The organism is Isoptericola chiayiensis (genome assembly GCF_013149805.1).
GTDB classification, from domain to species: domain Bacteria; phylum Actinomycetota; class Actinomycetes; order Actinomycetales; family Cellulomonadaceae; genus Isoptericola; species Isoptericola chiayiensis.
In genome coordinates this window covers 122,278-138,238 of the sequence record NZ_JABEZT010000009.1, presented here as the reverse complement: position 1 = coordinate 138,238, position 15,961 = coordinate 122,278, and the positions used below count along the sequence as shown (strand labels likewise).

Genomic DNA, 15,961 nt, shown 5'->3' with positions numbered 1-15,961 from the left:
GGGCGCGGTGCCTGCGACCATGATCGCGTGACGCCCGGCCCGGGCATCAGGGCATCCGGACCCAACTCCGGGCCCAGTTCCGACTAGGCCCCTGGGCCCACACCGTCCACCGCGTCCCTCCAGCGCGCGATGGCCTGACCACGCGATGCCACGGCGAGCTTCGCGAAGATGCTGTTGACATGGTTCTTGACGGTCTTCTCGCTGAGGACCAGCTCGCGGGCGATCTCGGCGTTGACCCGTCCGCGGGCGATTGCCTCCATCACCTCGTGCTCCCGGGGCGACAGACCGAACCTCTCCCGGGCCGAGGCCGAGTCCGCGCCCCCGGCCTCGCCGCCACGGCCGGCGTGCCACCTGGCGGGCACCCCGGTCACCACCTGGCTGCCCGCCGCGCACAGACGCAGCACGTTGAGCATCTCCTCCGGCGACAACGATCCGTGGACGATATAACCTGCTGCACCCGCCGACATGGCCTCCTGCAGCACCTCGGAATCCTCGGTGTGGGTGAGCATGACGACGGTCGCGTGCTCGACGAGCCCGGGCAGCAGGTCTAGTCCGGACACCTTCGGCATGCGGACGTCGAGCAGGACGACGTCGACAGCGCCGTCGGCGACAGCGGTCAGAGCAACGTCCGGATCGTCCGTCTCCGCGACGCTCTCGACGTCGTCGAACGTCTCGAGCGCCGCACGCACACCGAGGCGGATCAGGGCGTTGTCGTCCACGGTCAGGACTCTCATCCGACCTCCACCAGGTCGGCGCGCGGCTCGTGCACGAAGCTGGCATGGACGACCGTCCCGCCCCGGGCGCGGCGCTCCCACCGGACCGAGCCGCCGCAGGCGGCGACCCGCTCTCGGATGCCCTGCAGCCCGAAACAGCCGTCGCGGGCGTCGTCCGGCACGGCGAAGCCCACACCGTCGTCCTCGACGGTGAGGTGCAGCTCGCCCGACGGACCGGTGGTGATCACGACCGTCACCGCCCCGGCCTCGGCGTGCTTGCGGACGTTCTCGAGCAGCTCCTGGAGCACCGCGCGCAGGTGGGCGGACCGGCCGTCGTCGCCCGCCGGCAGGTCGAGAGACAGGTCGACCGGCGTCCCCGTCCGTCGCTGCCACCGGCCCGCGAGCGACCGGACCACGTCCGACGTCGGTTCCGCCGCCTCGCGCAGTTCGCCGAGCGCCCGGCGCGTGTCCTGATGCGTGGTGCACACCGCAGCCTCGATGGACCGCGCCAGATGCACCGTCTCCTCGTCCACGCCGGCCGCCTCGACACGACGCCGCAGTGCCGCCATGGAGAGCGTGAGGCCGGCCAGGTCCCCCGCGACCGTGTCGTGCAGGTCCCGGGCGAGCCGGAGCCGCTCGGCCGCCGTTGCGCGTTGCGCCTTCGTCTCCCCGAGCTCGACCGCGAGCCGCTCCTGCCGGCGCAGCCCACGTCCGAGTGCATGCCCGCACCCAGCAAGGACCGCAGCACCGGCTGCTGCCGCCAGCCCGAGGACCCAGCCCCAGGGATCCTCCGGGTCGAGCCACCCGACCAGGACGAGGCACACGGGAATCACCATCACCAGTGCCAGGCGTGGACCGACCAGCAGCGACCACAGGGCCACGGTGGCGGCGGCGTACACGGCCATCAACTGGGAGCCGGAGAGGAACACCATCACCACGACGGCCACGACGAGGTCCGCCGCCAGCAACGTCGCACTTCGTGCGTACACGTCCCCCCGCGGCCGCCAGTTCAGCGCCGGGACGAAGGAGAAGGGCGAGGCCAGCAGAGCGATCCAGATGCCGATCGCCACCTCCCCGTCCAGCGCTGCGACGACGACGGCGAGGCCCACCACGACCAGGCGGACCGCGCACAGCAGACGGACGACCCCGCCGATCGCGAGGTGGCTGTGGCTGAAGGTCACGTGCTCAGAGGAAGCCACCGAGCGCCTCCCGGTTCCCCATGATCATCGCGGCCACGATGAGCAGGAGCGCACCGGGCAGGATGGTCATGGTGACGACGAGCGAGATCTTCGGCGCGGCCTTGGCGGCACGCTGCCGCGTCGCCTGAGCATGTTCGCGACGGACGTCGGCCGCGATCGCGGTCAACGCGTCGGCGAGAGGGACACCCAACTCCTCGGCCTGCAGCAACGCGGTGACGAAGGTGGCGACCGATTCGGAACCCACCCGGTCTCGCAGGCCGACGAACGCCTCACGGCGCGAGAGGCCCACGCTCATCTCGTGGAGGGTGGTCCGCATCTCCTGCGACAGTGCGCTGTCGTGGAACTCGCAGACCCGCTCGATCGCCTGACGGAAGCTGAGACCTGCCGCGACCGTGACACCCAGCACGTCAAGGAAGTCGGGCAGATCGGACTCGATCTGCTGCTGCCGGCGCTCGCCGGCCGACCGGAGCCACAGCGGCATCCAGAGCGAGAGCATCGCGGCGACGAGCAGTCCGATAAAGGCGTTGCCGGCGATCGCGAAGACGACGAGGAACAGGACCGCGAGCACGAGGAAGCCCGTCTGGCGGCGGACGTAGACGGTGACCGTCACGCCGTCGGGACGCCCCGCACGGCGGATCGTCCGGTCCAGACTCTGCAGCCGGACGTTGCCGTAGACGCGCAACGCCGAACCGAGGAACAGGTTGCCCAGCCGGTCCAGCACAGCCACGAACCCTCTGGGCCTGTCGTCCGACGTCTCGCTCGTCGCGTAGGCCTCCTCGACTTCCTCGAGGCCGGTACTGGTCAGCAGCCGGAGGCCTGCGAACGCGAGGCCCACGGCGAGGGCCCCGCCCAGGGCGATGGCGAGCGCGGTCACAGCTCCACCTTCGAGATACGTCGCATCAGCAACCAACCGACCAGGAACAGCGCTCCGGCGACGACCAGGATGATCTGGCCCAGCAGCGTACCGAGCATGTCGTCCAGCACGCCCGGAGTCATGATGTTCATGAGCACCACGGCTCCGACGCCGATGAGGATCACGGTGTATCCCGTGAAGGACGCACCCACCGTGGCCGTCTTGATCTCACGGCGCAGCTGGCGACGCTCCTCCAGCGCTGCCGCGATGTTCCCGAGCGCCGTCACCAGCGCGCCACCGGACCGCCCCTGGATCGCGAGCGTCTGTACGAGGACCGAGAGCTCCCGGGAGGGCAGCCGCTCGCTCAGGTTTCCCAGCGCACCCTGCAGGCTCTGCCCGACAGCCATCTCGGAGCTCACCTGCGCGAGCTCCGAGCTCGCCGGCTCGTCCATCTCGCGGGCGGCGAGCTCGACGGAGCGTCGCACCGCCAGGCCTGCCTGAGCACCGTTGGCGAGCAGTCGGGCGACCTCCGGGAGCTGCGCGACGAAGCGTTCCGTGCGCGCTCGACGCTTGTTGCCGACCCAGCGCTGGGCGCTGGCGACCACCGCGAGGACCACGAGGAGGGCGGCAGCCCGCCCGAGCAAAGGCACGGACAGCAGACCGGCAGCCAAGGCGATGCCGGCAGTCCCGAGGAGGAACAACGTGGGCGACCAGGCCTGGAGCCCGGCACCGGCGAGCGACGAGGCAAGACGCTTGCCGAACGTCGTCGTGCGGAGCCGGACGTCGACCCGGTCGACGACGCTCGGGCCGGCGTCGGCGCCGAGGTCGGCGGCGGCGACCATGCGACGCTGCGCCACCGCGTTGCCCTGGAAAACCGCGACGGTGACGACGCAGAGCGCCAGAGTGACGAAGAGCGCCAGGACGAGGAGGCCGGCCGTCATCCGAGCACGTCCTCGGCGACGAACGCCGTCTCACCTGCACGTCGCAGCCGCTCACGGAGCTCGTCCGGCAGCCCGTACTGGACGAAACGACCCGACACCGTGTGGTCGGGTCCGAGGGGGCCGGGCACGAACTCGGCCAGCGGACTCATCCGGTAGTCGCCACGCCGCTCCGAGACGAGCGCCTGCACCTCCACGACCCGGCGAGACCCGTCGACACCGCGCGCGAGGTGGACGACGACGTCGATCGCGGAGTTGATCTGGTCACGGATCGTGGTGACCGGCAGGTCCAGCTCGCTCATCGAGGCAAGGGTCTCCAGGCGCCCCAGGGCGTCGAAGGCGCTGTTCGCGTGCACCGTGGCGAGCGACCCGTCGTGACCGGTGTTCATGGCCTGCAGCATGTCCATGGTCTCGCCGCCGCGGACCTCGCCGACGATGATGCGGTCGGGACGCATCCGCAGCGCGTTGCGCACCAGGTCGCGGATCGTCACGGCGCCACGTCCCTCGACGTTCGCCGGCCGCGACTCGAGCCGCACGACGTGGCCCTGCTGCAGGGACAGCTCGGCTGCGTCCTCGATCGTCACGATGCGCTCGTCGTCCGGGATGAGTCCGGACAGCGCGTTGAGGAAGGTCGTCTTCCCGGAACCCGTCCCACCGGAGACGACGACGTTCAGCCGCGCACGGACGCACGCCGCCAGGAGGCTCGCCGTCTGCTCGTCGAGGCTCCCCTTGCCGACGAGCTCCCCCATCCGGAAGGGGGTGGGGAAGCGACGGATCGTCATCGTCGGCCCGTCCAGCGCGAGCGGGGGGATGATGACGTTGACGCGTTCGCCCGTCGGGAGGCGGGCGTCGACCATCGGCGACGACTCGTCGACGCGACGGTTCACGCTCGAGACGATCCGGTCGATCGTCTGGTAGAGCTGCTCCGACGATGCGAAGCGCGTCGGGACCCGCTGCACCTGCCCGTTGCGCTCGACGAACACGTCCTGCGGACCGTTGACCATGATCTCCGTGACGGACTCGTCGGCGAGCAGCGGTTCGAGCACACCGAGCCCGAGCGCGTCGTCCACGATGCGCTGCACGAGGGCACCGCGCTCCTGGGCCGACAGGATCGGCCCGTCGAGCGAGAGGAGTCGCGAGAGCATGCGCTCCAGACGGACCCTCCGCTGAGCCGGGCTCAGACGCGCCAGCTCGTCGACGTCGATCTCCTCGAGGAGGCGCTCGCGGTAGATGTTCGCGAGGTCGTGGTCCTCGGTGTCTTTCTCGGGTGCGGCGATCCGGTCTCTCAGGGCCATTTCAGCTCCCCTGCGCGAACTCGGCGTCCCGAGTGATCCGTACGTCCGTGACGTGGATACCCGCCACACCGAGGGGGAACTCGAGCTCGGTCACCACCCGGGCACGGTCCCCGGGCCTGCTGCCGTCGATGCGGACGATCCCCCAGCCGTCAGGAACCGACTCCTGGGCTGCTCGGCGCCAGTCGGAGCGCTCCTGGCTGAGCGCGCGAGCGCCGTTGCGCGCCGACTCCTGCGCGACCGAGGCCCCCTGAGCGATGAGGATCCCCTGGATGGCGAGCACGGTCACCAGGAGGAGGACGAAGACCGCCCCGGCGAGCTCGATCGCCGCCTGGCCCTCGTCGCCCCGGCCGACGTCGCGCTTGGTCCCGGCCACCATCTCAGCGCTCCTCGAACACGTCGGCCGACGACGAGGCGGAGAAGCGCAGGCCCGGGATCACCGGCGTGCTGCGCACGCGAACGTCGACGCTCCCCTGCGAGACACGGATCACCGCGGTGTCCCGAAGACCCTCGGGAAGACGCTCCCGCACGTCCTCGCGTGCCTGCTGGGCGACCGAACCGTCGTAGGACTGCGCGATCCCGACGGTGCGAGCCCCCTCCTGGGCAGCGGCACGAGCGACCATGAGTCCGGACGCCCAGGCGAGCCCCTGGGCGCAGACGAGGAGGAGTGCGAGGGCCAGCGCGATGATGACCGGGAACTCCATCGCCGCCTGGCCGCGCTCTCCGGCAGCCGTCGCCGAGCGACGCCGCCCACGTCGCCTGGTGGCGGTGGGTGTCGAGCCGTCCGGATCGGTCGTCCCGGGAGATTCTGCCTGGGTCGCGGGGCGCGCGACCACCTCGGCGACAGCTCGGTGGACCGGCGTCTGCGCCTCCAGCAGCGTCGCGGTGTTCATGGCGCTCTCGAACGGCTGGCCGCCGTCGGGGATGGTGAACGCCACGGGCCTCTCGACGATCCGCTCGGCGAGCTGTCGGGTCACCTCGTCCCGAGGTGTCCGCCGGTTCAGCACGAGCTGGACCGATTCGGGTCGCCGGATCGCGAGCCTGTCCCACTGCGTGAGTGTCCGCCGCGCGGCCCTCAGGGCGGGCAACGAGGGGTTGACGACCAGCAGGGCACGGTCCGCGAACTCGAGGACCGAAGCAGTCGCGTCGTCCAGATGGCTACCGACGTCGACGACCGCGAGGTCCGACTCGTAGCGCAGGCCCCCGACGATCGCGCGGGCAGCAGGCCCGGACATCTCCTCGCCGCGCTCGCCGTCGGTGGGGGCGGGCAGCAGCCGGACACCGCCCGTCAGCTCGTAGGACGTCTCGCGCAGCATCCGTCCGGTGATCTCGCCAGAGACCTCGGCCAGGTCGACCACCGACCGCCGGGTGCTCACCCCGGCGAAGCCGGCCAGGTCGCCTGCGCCGAGATCGAAGTCGACGGCCGTCACCGTCTGCCGCTGCGCGGTCGCCTGAGCGAGGAGCAGGGCCAGCGTCGAGGTACCCACGCCGCCCTTGGCTCCCGCCACCACGAGCACCTCGCCGGCCCTGTTTGCCGCGCGTTCCGAGCCGACCGTCGCACGCGCGGCACCGGACCAGGTCGCCACGCTCTCGAGTCGCGCCGTGACCTCCTCGAGGCCCGCGCCGTGCGAGACCACCGATCGCGCCCCGACGTCCATGGCGCGGGACAACGACTGCGGGTCCGCCGTCGGCACGAGCATGACGACGCCCACGAGGGGTGCGGTGACCGCGATCGAACGCGCCACACCGTGCCCGTTGCCGGCCTCGGCGCCCTCGTCGACGACGACGACGGCGACGTCGGGCTCTCGTTCGAGAACCGTGCGCGCGCTGGCCCCGTCCGGGGCGACGGCAACGATCTCGAACACGTCGGACTCCGCGAGGACGTTGCCGAAGTGTTCCCGGACCCGCGGGTCTAGGGTCACCAGCAGAACCTTGGTCGCCATCACTCCCCCTGTGCGGTGTAGGTGCGCTCGTCCTGCGGGAGCCTCTGTTCGTCACCGGCTCCGCGCAGTGCGAGCCGGAGCTTGACCGAGAAACTCTCGGCGTAGGCGAGACGCAGACTGTCCTCGGTCGTGAGCGCGAAGGTCACGGGGACACCCTGGCTCGTCCCGAAGTCGTCGCCCTCCTCCTCGATCTCGCTCGGCAGACCGACGTCGAGCACCAGGGCGTTCTCCACCCAGACCTCCGAGCTCGGCGGCCGGTCCTCCGTCTCCTCGACGGTCGCGATGATGTCGACGTGGTCTCCGGGGCTCACCTTCCCCGCCACGCCCGTCTCCGCGTCGACGATGATCGCGACCTCGCGGAATCCGGGCTGGATACCCGGGCGGGGGACCAGCATCCCGGTCTGCACCAGCGTGCCCGCCTCGTAGCCGGTGGCCGAGACCAGTCCTGCCGTCTCGTCGACGGAGGCGATGGCGGTGTCGGGCACCCACCGCTCGGGCACCTCCACCACCTCGAGCATCTCCGGCTCGATCGGCGTGAGCGGTTCGACACCCTGCTTCAGCTGGACCGCCGTGGCCATGGGCCCCACCTGGGAGCTGACGGAACCGACGTACGTCAGGAGTCCGAGAAAGACCGCGATGGCGCAGAGCGACGTGACGACGAGGAGCAGGGCTCCTCGTCGTTGACGGGGGTTCACTGGAGGACTCCTTGCGAGGTTGCGGCTGCGACGCCGGCCGTCGCAGCTCCGGGCAGGTCCACTTCGCAGAACAGGCAGCGTGCGGAGAGGCCGGATCGTCCGCACACCGAGCAGCGTGCCCACGTCCCGCCGTTGAGAGCGGTCGCGACGATGTGCTCCGGGGAGGTCTCCGTCCCCGTCACCTCCAGCCAGCGCCTGGCCTTCCACTCGGTGCCCGGCACTCGGATCTCCAGCAGCGGCGAGGGGAGCGCCCGGACGACCCCGTCCGGGACCACCTGTCTGCCCGACCGGGCGAGGACGACGCCGTGCGGCGGAACCTCGATCGAACGGCGGAACGGTCCGACCGTTCCCGCAGCCAGGTCGACCACGAACGTAGCCCCGGGCCAATAGCTGGCGACGTGCTGCCCGAACGAGGGGGACGGCCGGTCCAGGGCCGTGACGGAGGAGATCACGAGCTGCGTGCGCGTCGTGAAGAGCAGCGCCTCGGCAGCGGCCCGGGCGCCGCCCATCGCCGAGTCCGGCAACCGGACGAGGGCGTCGAGAACCAGCGCCCACTGCGTCGCGCGACAAGGCATGTGCAGGTGAGCAAGATCGTTGCCGCCGATCGCCAGGCGTGCCGATCGAGCGACCGCCCTGCCCTGGGGGTCCCGACTCATGAGCAGCGTCTCGCCCGTGAGACCGCCGATGGCCTCGACCACATGCACCAAGGAGGATCGGGCAGTCCTGAGCGCGGGGTTGACACCCTCGGGCGCTCCCACGGCGACAATTCGCACTACGCTGCCTTTCCCCTGTTCATTGCGTCACAAGATGCCGACGCGTGAGGATAGCGCATCGAAGTTGCCCGGAGTGATCATCGATCCGCCGAGAACTCGACATCAAGGTTCCGTGTGGCGCCGTCGAGCCGGATCTCGGCCCGCACAACAGACGAAAGGGACTAAATTCAGCAGCAACACCGTCCCACGATGAGGACGATCGATGGCTATCGTCCCGAAGAGTGAGATCGTATCTGGTGGCGGTCATCAGGACGGAGCAGCCCATTGCCACACCTCACGATCAACCATGCCGTCGTCGCACCGGTGGAGGTCGCCGACACCTGGGCGCGTCGCGCCCGCGGGATGCTCTTCCGCCGGCGACTTCCGTCGGCCTTGCTGCTCACACCCTGCAACTCCGTGCACGGTGCGGGGATGACCACGTCCCTCGACGTCGCACTCGTCGACTCGGACCGCACCGTGGTCCGGACGCTCGTGCTCCGACCATGGCGTCTCACGAGGCCCCGGCGGGACGTCGTCGCCGTCCTGGAAGCACCCGAAGGGAGCTTCAGCTCCTGGGGTCTGGCCGTGGGCGACACCGTCCACGTCAGCAACGAGGAACCGCATGACGAGCCGTAGCGTGCACACCGCGCCCTGGTGGGCACGCGTCCGAGCGGAGATCGCACCCCATCGTCGCGCGACCGCCGTCGGGATGATCCTCACCGTGCCGTGGGCCTGGTGGGTCAGCGGCCCGGGCTGGTCGACGGCAGCCCTGTTGGTGGCCGCGATCGCCGCCGTCCCCCTGTACGTGATCGATCTGCGCACGCACCGACTGCCCGACGTCATCAGTCTGCCGATGACCGGGGCCGTCGCGGTCCTGCTCGCGACGGCCGGACTGGCGTCCGGCGATCTCCAGGCTCTCTGGCGAAGCATGCTCGGTGGTGCCGCGCTGGGCGCCGCTTACCTGCTGCTGCACGTGGTCAACCCCAGTGGCCTCGGCTTCGGGGACGTCAAGCTGGCCCTCCCCCTCGGCATGGTGACGGCGTGGTTCGGATGGCCCGTCCTCTGGGGCACCGCGGTTCTGCCGTTCCTCATCGGCGGTGTGGTGGGCCTCGCGCTCATCGTCACCGGCCGCGCGACCCGCAAGACCGCCATCGCCTTCGGCCCGTTCATGCTGGCGGGTGCCGCCGTCGCCCTGACGGCGGCACGCGTGCTGGCGTGAGCGCGCTCAGACGGTGCGGTCGGCCAGCGCCGTCGCGAGGTCGGTGAGCGCCTCCTTGACGGGCCCGTCGGGCAGCGGCTCGAGCTCGGCGGCCGCCTCGCGGGCCCAGCGCACCGCGAGCTCGCGGGTCTCGGCGAGGACCGCGTGCTCGCGCAGGTCGGCGACGACGGCGGCCAGCGCGGCATCGTCGGACAGGTCGCCGTCCAGGCGCGCGAGCAGGTCGGTGTCCGACGCCGTCCCCTCGCCGCGGTCCACGCGCTGACGCAGCAGCAGCACCGGCATGGTCGGCACGTGCTCGCGCAGGTCCGTCCCGGGGGTCTTGCCGGACTCGGTGCCGGACGAGGCGATGTCGAGCACGTCGTCGGCGAGCTGGAACGCCAGACCCACCTTCTCGCCGTAGGCCGCGGCGGCCTCGACCACGGGTTCCGGGCAGCCGCCGAACATCGCGCCCAGGCGTGCCGAGGTGGACAGCAGCGAGGCGGTCTTGTCGCTGAGCACCTGCAGGTAGTGCTCGACCGGGTCGTCGCCGGCACCCGGGCCGGTGGTCTCGTGGAGCTGGCCGAGGCACATGCGCTCGAAGGTCCGCGACTGCAGCACCACGGCTTCCGGTCCCAGACCGGCGACCAGGGCGGAGGCCCGGGCGAACAGCAGGTCGCCGACGAGGATGGCGACCGTGTTGCCCCACACGGTGTGCGCGGCGGGCGCACCCCGGCGCACTGGCGCGGAGTCCATGACGTCGTCGTGGTAGAGCGAGGCGACCTGCGTCAGCTCGACGACGACGGCAGCATCCACGAGCTGGGGGTTCGCGCCGTCCCCGAGCTCGCCGGCGAGCAGCGTCAGCAGCGGACGGAACCGCTTGCCGCCGGCCGCGACCAGGTGCCGGCCGGCGTCGTCGGCCAGGGCGTCGGTCGAGGCCACGGCCTGGTCGAGCACGGCGTCGACCTGCGCGAGGCGCCCGCCGATACGGTCGGCCAGAGCGGCGTCCTTCAGCGGCACGCCGGTCGGGAACGTCGGCACGGCGGCGGCAGCCGGAGCGGAGTGAGGACCTGTCACGGTCCGAACCTATCTTTTTCCGCGGTCCGGGGCCGAACCGGGCTCACGGAGCGATCGGTCGGAACGTCGCCGCCTGCTGCGCCCAGTCCAGCACCGGCCCCGGCAGGAGGCCCAGCAGCACCACGCCGACCACGCAGAGCGTGATCGCCACCACGGCGGGCCCGCGGGACGACACGACGACGACCGACGCCCGGACGGCCTCGCGGGCCGCGGTCAGCGTCCCGGCACCGCCCTCCGCCGGAGCACCGTCGTCGGACGCCGCCTGCGCCGCGAGGACCTCCCCGTCCTCCACCGGCGGGGTGAGCACCATGAGCACGATGAGCCGGACGTAGAAGAACACCGCCACCGCCGAGGCGAGCACACCGAGCACGGCCAGCGGCCACGCGCCCGCGTCGACGGCCGCCGAGAACGCCTCGAACTTCGCGATGAACCCGGCGGTCAGCGGGATGCCGGCCATCGACAGCAGGAAGACCGAGAACGCCGCCGCGAGCCAGGGCGAGCGGCGGCCGAGCCCGGCCCACTGCGACAGGTGCGTGGCCTCCCCGAGGACGACGCCGTCCCGGTCCTGCTCGCGCACCAGCGTCACGACGGCGAACGCGCCGAGCGTCGCCAGACCGTAGGCCAATACGTAGAACAGCACCGCCGCGGAACCGACCTCGGAGAAGCCGACCATCGCCACCACGAGGAACCCGGCGTGCGCGATCGAGGAGTAGGCGAGCATCCGCTTGACGTCGGTCTGCACGGCACCGGCGACGGTGCCGACCAGCATGGTCAGGATCGCCACCACCCACAGCGCGGCCTCGAGGTCGGCGCGCAGCGGCTCGTCGAGGCCCGCGGCGAGCGTGAAGACCACGCGCACCATCGCGCCGATCGCGGCCGCCTTGACGCAGGCCGCCATGAACGCCGTGACCGGCGTGGGCGCGCCCTGGTAGACGTCCGGCGTCCACGTGTGGAACGGCGCGGCGCCGATCTTGAACAGCAGCCCGACGGTCACCAGCAGCACACCCGCCAGGACCAGCTCGGGCATGTCGGCGAGCACCGTGCTGTTGGGGTGCTGCAGCACGTACCCGACCGTCTCCAGGCTGACGGTGCCCGCGAACCCGTAGATCAGGGCGATGCCGAACAGCATCAGGGCGCTGGCGAACGAGCCGAGCAGGAAGTACTTGAACGCGGCCTCCTGGCTGAGCAGGCGACGACGGCGGGCCGTCGCGCACAGCACGTACAGCGGCAGGGACAGCACCTCGAGCGCGATGAACAGCACGATCAGGTTGTCCGTGGCGGGGAAGAGGAGCATCCCGCCGGTCGCGAACAGCGCCAGGGGGAAGATCTCCGTCTGCTCCAGGCCGGCGCGCTCGGCGGCGTCCTCGTAGGCGGTGCCCGGCACGGCGGCCGCCGTGGGGGCGAACGCGTCCTGCCCGGTCCGGGTCCGGTCGGCGATGACCAGCACGCCGAGGATCGCGAGCACGCCGACGACGGCCTGGACACCCAGCGTGAACGGCGTCAGCAGGAACGTGCCGTCGACGACGAGCGCGAAACCGTCGATGGTCACGCGGTCCCACAGCAGCCCGACGCAGACCAGCGAGGCGAGCAGGGCGGCGAGGGTGAGCACGAGCTGGGTGGTGCGGCGGGCCCGGGCCGGGACGAACGCCTCGACGAGCACCCCGACCGCGCCCGCGCCGAGCACGACGAGGACGGGCGTGAGGACCATCCAGTCGATCTCCGGTGCGACGAACTCGTTCACTGCTCGCTCCCCTCTGCCGCGCCGAGCACGGGTTCCGGATCGGTCGCGCCGACGAGCTCGACGGAGACCGACGCGGGTTCACGGACGTAGTCGAGCGCCGGCCCGGGCACCAGGCCCAGCACGACCAGCGCGGCCACCAGCACGCCGGCGACCGTCTTCTCACGGCCACCCAGGTCCTTCGCGCCGACGACGTCGGCACCCAGGGGCCCGGTGAACATGCGCTGGTACGTCAGCAGCACGTAGACGGCGGCGAGCACGACGGCGGGCACGGCGACGATCGCGGCGGCCGGCCAACGGCCGTAGGAGCCCAGGAACACCATGATCTCCGAGACGAACGTGGCCAGACCGGGCAGGGCCAGGGCGGACAGGCCGGCCACCAGGAACGTGCCGGCCAGAACCGGGGCCACGGTCTTCATGCCGCCGTAGTCGGCGATCTGCTGGCTGCGGCGCGGGTGCCGGGCGATGGCGAACCCGGCCAGCAGGAACAGCGCCCCGGTGGAGATCCCGTGGTTGAGCATCATGAAGCTCGACCCGGAGATGCCCAGCGACGTGAAGGTGAAGATCCCCAGGATGATGAACCCGAAGTGGGACACCGAGGTGTAGCCGATGAGGCGCAGCACGTCGGTCTGCCCGATCGCCAGGACCGCGCCGTAGAGGATCGAGATGACGGCGAGCACCACCACGAAGGGCGCGGCCCACCGGCTGGCCTCCGGGAACAGCGGGAGGCACAGGGTGAGCATCCCGAACGTGCCCACCTTGTCCAGCACGCAGATCAGCAGCGTCGACGTGCCCGGCGTGGCGTTCTGGGTGACGTCCGGCAGCCAGGTGTGCACCGGGAACATCGGCGCCTTGATCGCGAAGGCGAGGAAGAACGCGCAGAACATCAGTCGCTCGGCCGTCGGGTCGAGCGCCAGCCCCGTCAGGTTGTCGGTGAGGAAAGCGTCCTCGGGCCGCAGCCCCGTCGCGGCGTCCACCGGCACCTGCAGGTACAGGGCGATGACGGCGGCCAGCATGACCAGCCCGCCCGCCAGCGAGAAGATCAGGAACTTCACCGCGGCGTACCGGCGCTGGGCGCCCTGCCCGAACCCGCCGACCAGGAAGTAGGCGGGGATCAGCATCGCCTCGAAGACGACGTAGAACAGGAACACGTCGCGCGCGGTGAACACCAGCACCATGAAGCTCAGCAGCACCAGCACGGTCGCCAGGTAGCGGCGCAGCCGCACGTGGTCGCCGCCCTGCTCGTGCCACGCCGCGAGGATCACCAGCGGCACCAGACCCACCGACAGGGCCACCAGCAGCAGCGCCACCCCGTCGACGCCGACGGCGTAGCTCGCGCCGAGCGCCGGGATCCACGAGTACGTCTCGGTGAGCTGGTGGGTGCCCGCCGCCCCCGTGTCGAAGGCGAGGAACGCACCCACCAGCAGCGCCACCTCGACCAGCGCACCGGTCAGGGCGACGGTGCGCGCGGTCCCGGCGCTGAACGTCCCGCCACCGGTGGCGGCGCCCGACGCCGGACGCCCGCGCCCGACGCCGGTGAGCACCGTGGCCAGGGCCGCGACCAGCGGCCAGACCACCAGCGCCGTCAGCCAGGGAAATGTCGACATCGTCATCCCTTCCACACCCTCAGCTCGCCGTGCCCGACACGAGCCAGACCACCAGCACGATCACCCCGAGCCCGCCGAGCGTGATCGCCGCGTACTGCCGCGCGTACCCCGACTGCATCCCGCGCAGCCAGGTCCCGAGCCGGCCGATGCCGCCCGCCAGCCCCAGCCAGCCGGCGTCCACCGCGGTCCGGTCGGCGAACACCATCGACCGCGTCAGGTACTGCCCGGGCAGCATCACGAACGTCTCGTTGACGTCGTCCTGGTGCAGGTCCACCCGCGCGGCCCGCACCAGCGCCGGGGCGGCCGGCGGCTCGGTCGACACGGGGCGCGTCGCGTACTGCCAGAACGCCAGCGCGGCACCGACGACCACGAGCACCAGCGTGAGCGTCATGATGACCGGCACCGCCAGCACCGGCTCGTGGTGCCCTGAACCCTCAGTGTGGCCGGTGACCGGCTCCAGCCAGTGCACCAGCCGGTCCCCCGCGTTCAGGAAGAACCCGAGGCCGACGGAACCGACGGCCAGGATGATCATCGGCCACGTCATCAGCGCCGGGGACTCGTGCGGGTGCCGCTCGGGCAGGTCGCCGCCGGACTCGCCGGACCAGCGGCGTCGTCCCGCGAACGTCATGAACACCAGCCGCGACATGTAGTACGCGGTGATCCCCGCGCCGAGCAGGGCGGCGAAGCCGAACACCCACGGCTGCCAGCCCTCGCCGACGAACGCCGTCTCGATGATCTTGTCCTTGGAGTAGAAGCCGGAGAACGGCGGCACCCCGAGGATCGCCAGCCAGCCCAGCCCCATCGTGATCGCCGTGACCGGCAGCAGCCGGGCCAGACCGCCGAACCGGCGCATGTCGACGTCGTCGTCCATCGCGTGCATCACCGAGCCGGCGCCGAGGAACAGCCCGGCCTTGAAGAAGCCGTGGGTGACCAGGTGGAAGATCGCGAACGCGTACCCGACCGGTCCCAGCCCGGCGGCCAGCATCATGTAGCCGATCTGCGACATCGTCGAGGCGGCGAGCGCCTTCTTGATGTCGTCCTTCGCGCAGCCGACGATCGCCCCGAACAGCAGGGTCAGCGTGCCGACGATCGCGATCACGAGCTGGGCGTCCGGGGCGACCTCGAGGATCGGCCCCGACCGGACCAGCAGGTAGACGCCCGCCGTGACCATCGTGGCGGCGTGGATCAGCGCGGAGACCGGCGTCGGGCCGGCCATCGCGTCCCCGAGCCACGCCTGCAGCGGCAGCTGGGCCGACTTGCCGCAGGCCGCGAGCAGCAGCATCAGGCCGATCGCCGTCGTCGTGCCCTGGCTAGCACCGGAGGCCGCCTCGTGGACGCCGGCGAAGCTCAGGGTCCCGAAGGTCGCGACCATGAGCATCATCGCCACGATGAGCCCCATGTCGCCGACGCGGTTCATGAGGAACGCCTTCTTGCCCGCGACGGCGTTGGGCAGCCGGTGGTCCCAGAACCCGATGAGCAGGTACGAGGCCAGGCCCACGCCCTCCCAGCCGACGAACAGCAGCAGGTAGTTGTCGGCCAGCACCAGCAGCAGCATCGCCGCGACGAACAGGTTCAGGTAGGCGAAGAACCGGCGCCGGTCGCGGTCGTGCGACATGTACGCCACCGAGTAGACGTGGATGAGCGTGCCGACGAACGTCACCAGCATCACGAACGTCATCGACAGCGGGTCCACCCGGAAGCCCAGGTCCACGCTCAGCCCGCCGGCGTCCAGCCAGGTCGTGACCACGTGGTCGGCGGTGCGCTCCTCGGCGGGCAGGGCCAGCATCGCCAGGAGGATCACCAGGCCGATCACGAACGTCGCCGTCGAGGCCAGCACGCCGATCCAGTGGCCCCAGCGGTCGCTGCGGCGGCCCACGAGCAGCAGCAGCGCCGCCCCGAGCAGCGGTGTCGCCACCAGCCAGGGCGCGAGGGACAGGGTCTGCGTCGTCATCGTCGCCC

Annotated in this window: 15 protein-coding genes; 2 read left to right on the top strand and 13 right to left on the bottom strand. The window is 71.3% G+C overall.

Annotated features, from left to right (window positions below; translation table 11 throughout):
* Positions 1 to 83: 83 nt before the first annotated feature.
* The 9 genes from HDG68_RS14925 to HDG68_RS14885 are packed head-to-tail and all read right to left on the bottom strand — an operon-like array spanning position 84 to position 8,289.
* On the bottom strand, positions 84 to 734 hold the full coding sequence (locus HDG68_RS14925) for a response regulator transcription factor (RefSeq protein ID WP_172153433.1): 651 nt from the start codon (positions 732 to 734) through the stop codon (positions 84 to 86).
* Positions 731 to 1,912 (bottom strand): ATP-binding protein, encoded by a 1,182-nt coding sequence (locus HDG68_RS14920; protein WP_172153432.1) that lies wholly within the window; start codon positions 1,910 to 1,912, stop codon positions 731 to 733. Before HDG68_RS14920 ends, HDG68_RS14925 begins: the two co-directional genes overlap by 4 nt.
* Complete coding sequence (locus HDG68_RS14915) at positions 1,899 to 2,786, bottom strand: type II secretion system F family protein (protein ID WP_172153431.1); 888 nt, start codon at positions 2,784 to 2,786, stop codon at positions 1,899 to 1,901. Before HDG68_RS14915 ends, HDG68_RS14920 begins: the two co-directional genes overlap by 14 nt.
* A complete protein-coding gene (locus HDG68_RS14910; protein ID WP_216648495.1) occupies positions 2,783 to 3,706 on the bottom strand; it encodes a type II secretion system F family protein in 924 nt (307 codons plus the stop codon). Before HDG68_RS14910 ends, HDG68_RS14915 begins: the two co-directional genes overlap by 4 nt.
* Complete coding sequence (locus HDG68_RS14905) at positions 3,703 to 4,998, bottom strand: TadA family conjugal transfer-associated ATPase (RefSeq protein ID WP_172153430.1); 1,296 nt, start codon at positions 4,996 to 4,998, stop codon at positions 3,703 to 3,705. Before HDG68_RS14905 ends, HDG68_RS14910 begins: the two co-directional genes overlap by 4 nt.
* Before the next feature lies 1 nt (position 4,999).
* Positions 5,000 to 5,374 (bottom strand): TadE/TadG family type IV pilus assembly protein, encoded by a 375-nt coding sequence (locus HDG68_RS14900; protein WP_172153429.1) that lies wholly within the window; start codon positions 5,372 to 5,374, stop codon positions 5,000 to 5,002.
* Between the two features lies 1 nt (position 5,375).
* Positions 5,376 to 6,938 carry a nucleotide-binding protein gene (locus tag HDG68_RS14895; protein WP_172153428.1) on the bottom strand — a complete coding sequence of 521 codons (1,563 nt, stop codon included), beginning with the start codon at positions 6,936 to 6,938 and terminating at the stop codon, positions 5,376 to 5,378.
* The gene (gene cpaB, locus HDG68_RS14890; protein ID WP_172153427.1) at positions 6,938 to 7,633 is read right to left on the bottom strand and encodes a Flp pilus assembly protein CpaB; all 696 of its coding nucleotides are present in this window, start codon (positions 7,631 to 7,633) and stop codon (positions 6,938 to 6,940) included. Before cpaB ends, HDG68_RS14895 begins: the two co-directional genes overlap by 1 nt.
* On the bottom strand, positions 7,630 to 8,289 hold the full coding sequence (locus HDG68_RS14885; RefSeq protein ID WP_172153426.1) for a hypothetical protein: 660 nt from the start codon (positions 8,287 to 8,289) through the stop codon (positions 7,630 to 7,632). Before HDG68_RS14885 ends, cpaB begins: the two co-directional genes overlap by 4 nt.
* A gap of 420 nt (positions 8,290 to 8,709) precedes the next feature.
* Here HDG68_RS14885 and HDG68_RS14880 point away from each other — a divergent pair, with 420 nt between their 5' ends.
* Positions 8,710 to 9,021 carry a DUF192 domain-containing protein gene (locus tag HDG68_RS14880; protein WP_343037610.1) on the top strand — a complete coding sequence of 104 codons (312 nt, stop codon included), beginning with the start codon at positions 8,710 to 8,712 and terminating at the stop codon, positions 9,019 to 9,021.
* 73 nt (positions 9,022 to 9,094) lie between these two features.
* Positions 9,095 to 9,604, top strand: a complete 510-nt coding sequence (locus HDG68_RS14875) for a prepilin peptidase (RefSeq protein WP_246254046.1) — start codon at positions 9,095 to 9,097, stop codon at positions 9,602 to 9,604.
* Between the two features lie 6 nt (positions 9,605 to 9,610).
* On the opposite strand, the gene HDG68_RS14870 is transcribed toward HDG68_RS14875, so the two are convergent.
* From HDG68_RS14870 to nuoL, 4 genes are read right to left on the bottom strand one after another with little or no spacing between them, the layout of a single operon-like run.
* Positions 9,611 to 10,657, bottom strand: coding sequence for a polyprenyl synthetase family protein (locus tag HDG68_RS14870; RefSeq protein ID WP_343037607.1), 1,047 nt, complete (start codon positions 10,655 to 10,657; stop codon positions 9,611 to 9,613).
* A 43-nt stretch (positions 10,658 to 10,700) separates the two neighbouring features.
* Positions 10,701 to 12,398: an NADH-quinone oxidoreductase subunit NuoN gene (gene nuoN, locus HDG68_RS14865; RefSeq protein ID WP_172153423.1), complete on the bottom strand. Its 1,698-nt coding sequence runs from the start codon at positions 12,396 to 12,398 to the stop codon at positions 10,701 to 10,703.
* Entirely contained in the window at positions 12,395 to 14,008 is a 1,614-nt protein-coding gene (locus HDG68_RS14860) for an NADH-quinone oxidoreductase subunit M (protein WP_425483769.1), read from the bottom strand. The genes nuoN and HDG68_RS14860 overlap by 4 nt, the downstream gene beginning before the upstream one ends.
* A 13-nt stretch (positions 14,009 to 14,021) precedes the next feature.
* Complete coding sequence (gene nuoL, locus HDG68_RS14855; RefSeq protein WP_172153422.1) at positions 14,022 to 15,953, bottom strand: NADH-quinone oxidoreductase subunit L; 1,932 nt, start codon at positions 15,951 to 15,953, stop codon at positions 14,022 to 14,024.
* Positions 15,954 to 15,961: the final 8 nt, after the last annotated feature.

Coding starts and splice junctions, on each gene's coding strand:
- HDG68_RS14925 (WP_172153433.1), bottom strand. CDS start 734: ATGAGAGTCCTGACCGTGGACGACAACGCCCTGATCCGCCTCGGTGTG.
- HDG68_RS14900 (WP_172153429.1), bottom strand. CDS start 5,374: ATGGTGGCCGGGACCAAGCGCGACGTCGGCCGGGGCGACGAGGGCCAG.
- HDG68_RS14910 (WP_216648495.1), bottom strand. CDS start 3,706: ATGACGGCCGGCCTCCTCGTCCTGGCGCTCTTCGTCACTCTGGCGCTC.
- HDG68_RS14895 (WP_172153428.1), bottom strand. CDS start 6,938: ATGGCGACCAAGGTTCTGCTGGTGACCCTAGACCCGCGGGTCCGGGAA.
- HDG68_RS14875 (WP_246254046.1), top strand. CDS start 9,095: ATGATCCTCACCGTGCCGTGGGCCTGGTGGGTCAGCGGCCCGGGCTGG.
- HDG68_RS14860 (WP_425483769.1), bottom strand. CDS start 14,008: ATGACGATGTCGACATTTCCCTGGCTGACGGCGCTGGTGGTCTGGCCG.
- HDG68_RS14905 (WP_172153430.1), bottom strand. CDS start 4,998: ATGGCCCTGAGAGACCGGATCGCCGCACCCGAGAAAGACACCGAGGAC.
- HDG68_RS14885 (WP_172153426.1), bottom strand. CDS start 8,289: ATGAGTCGGGACCCCCAGGGCAGGGCGGTCGCTCGATCGGCACGCCTG.
- nuoL (WP_172153422.1), bottom strand. CDS start 15,953: ATGACGACGCAGACCCTGTCCCTCGCGCCCTGGCTGGTGGCGACACCG.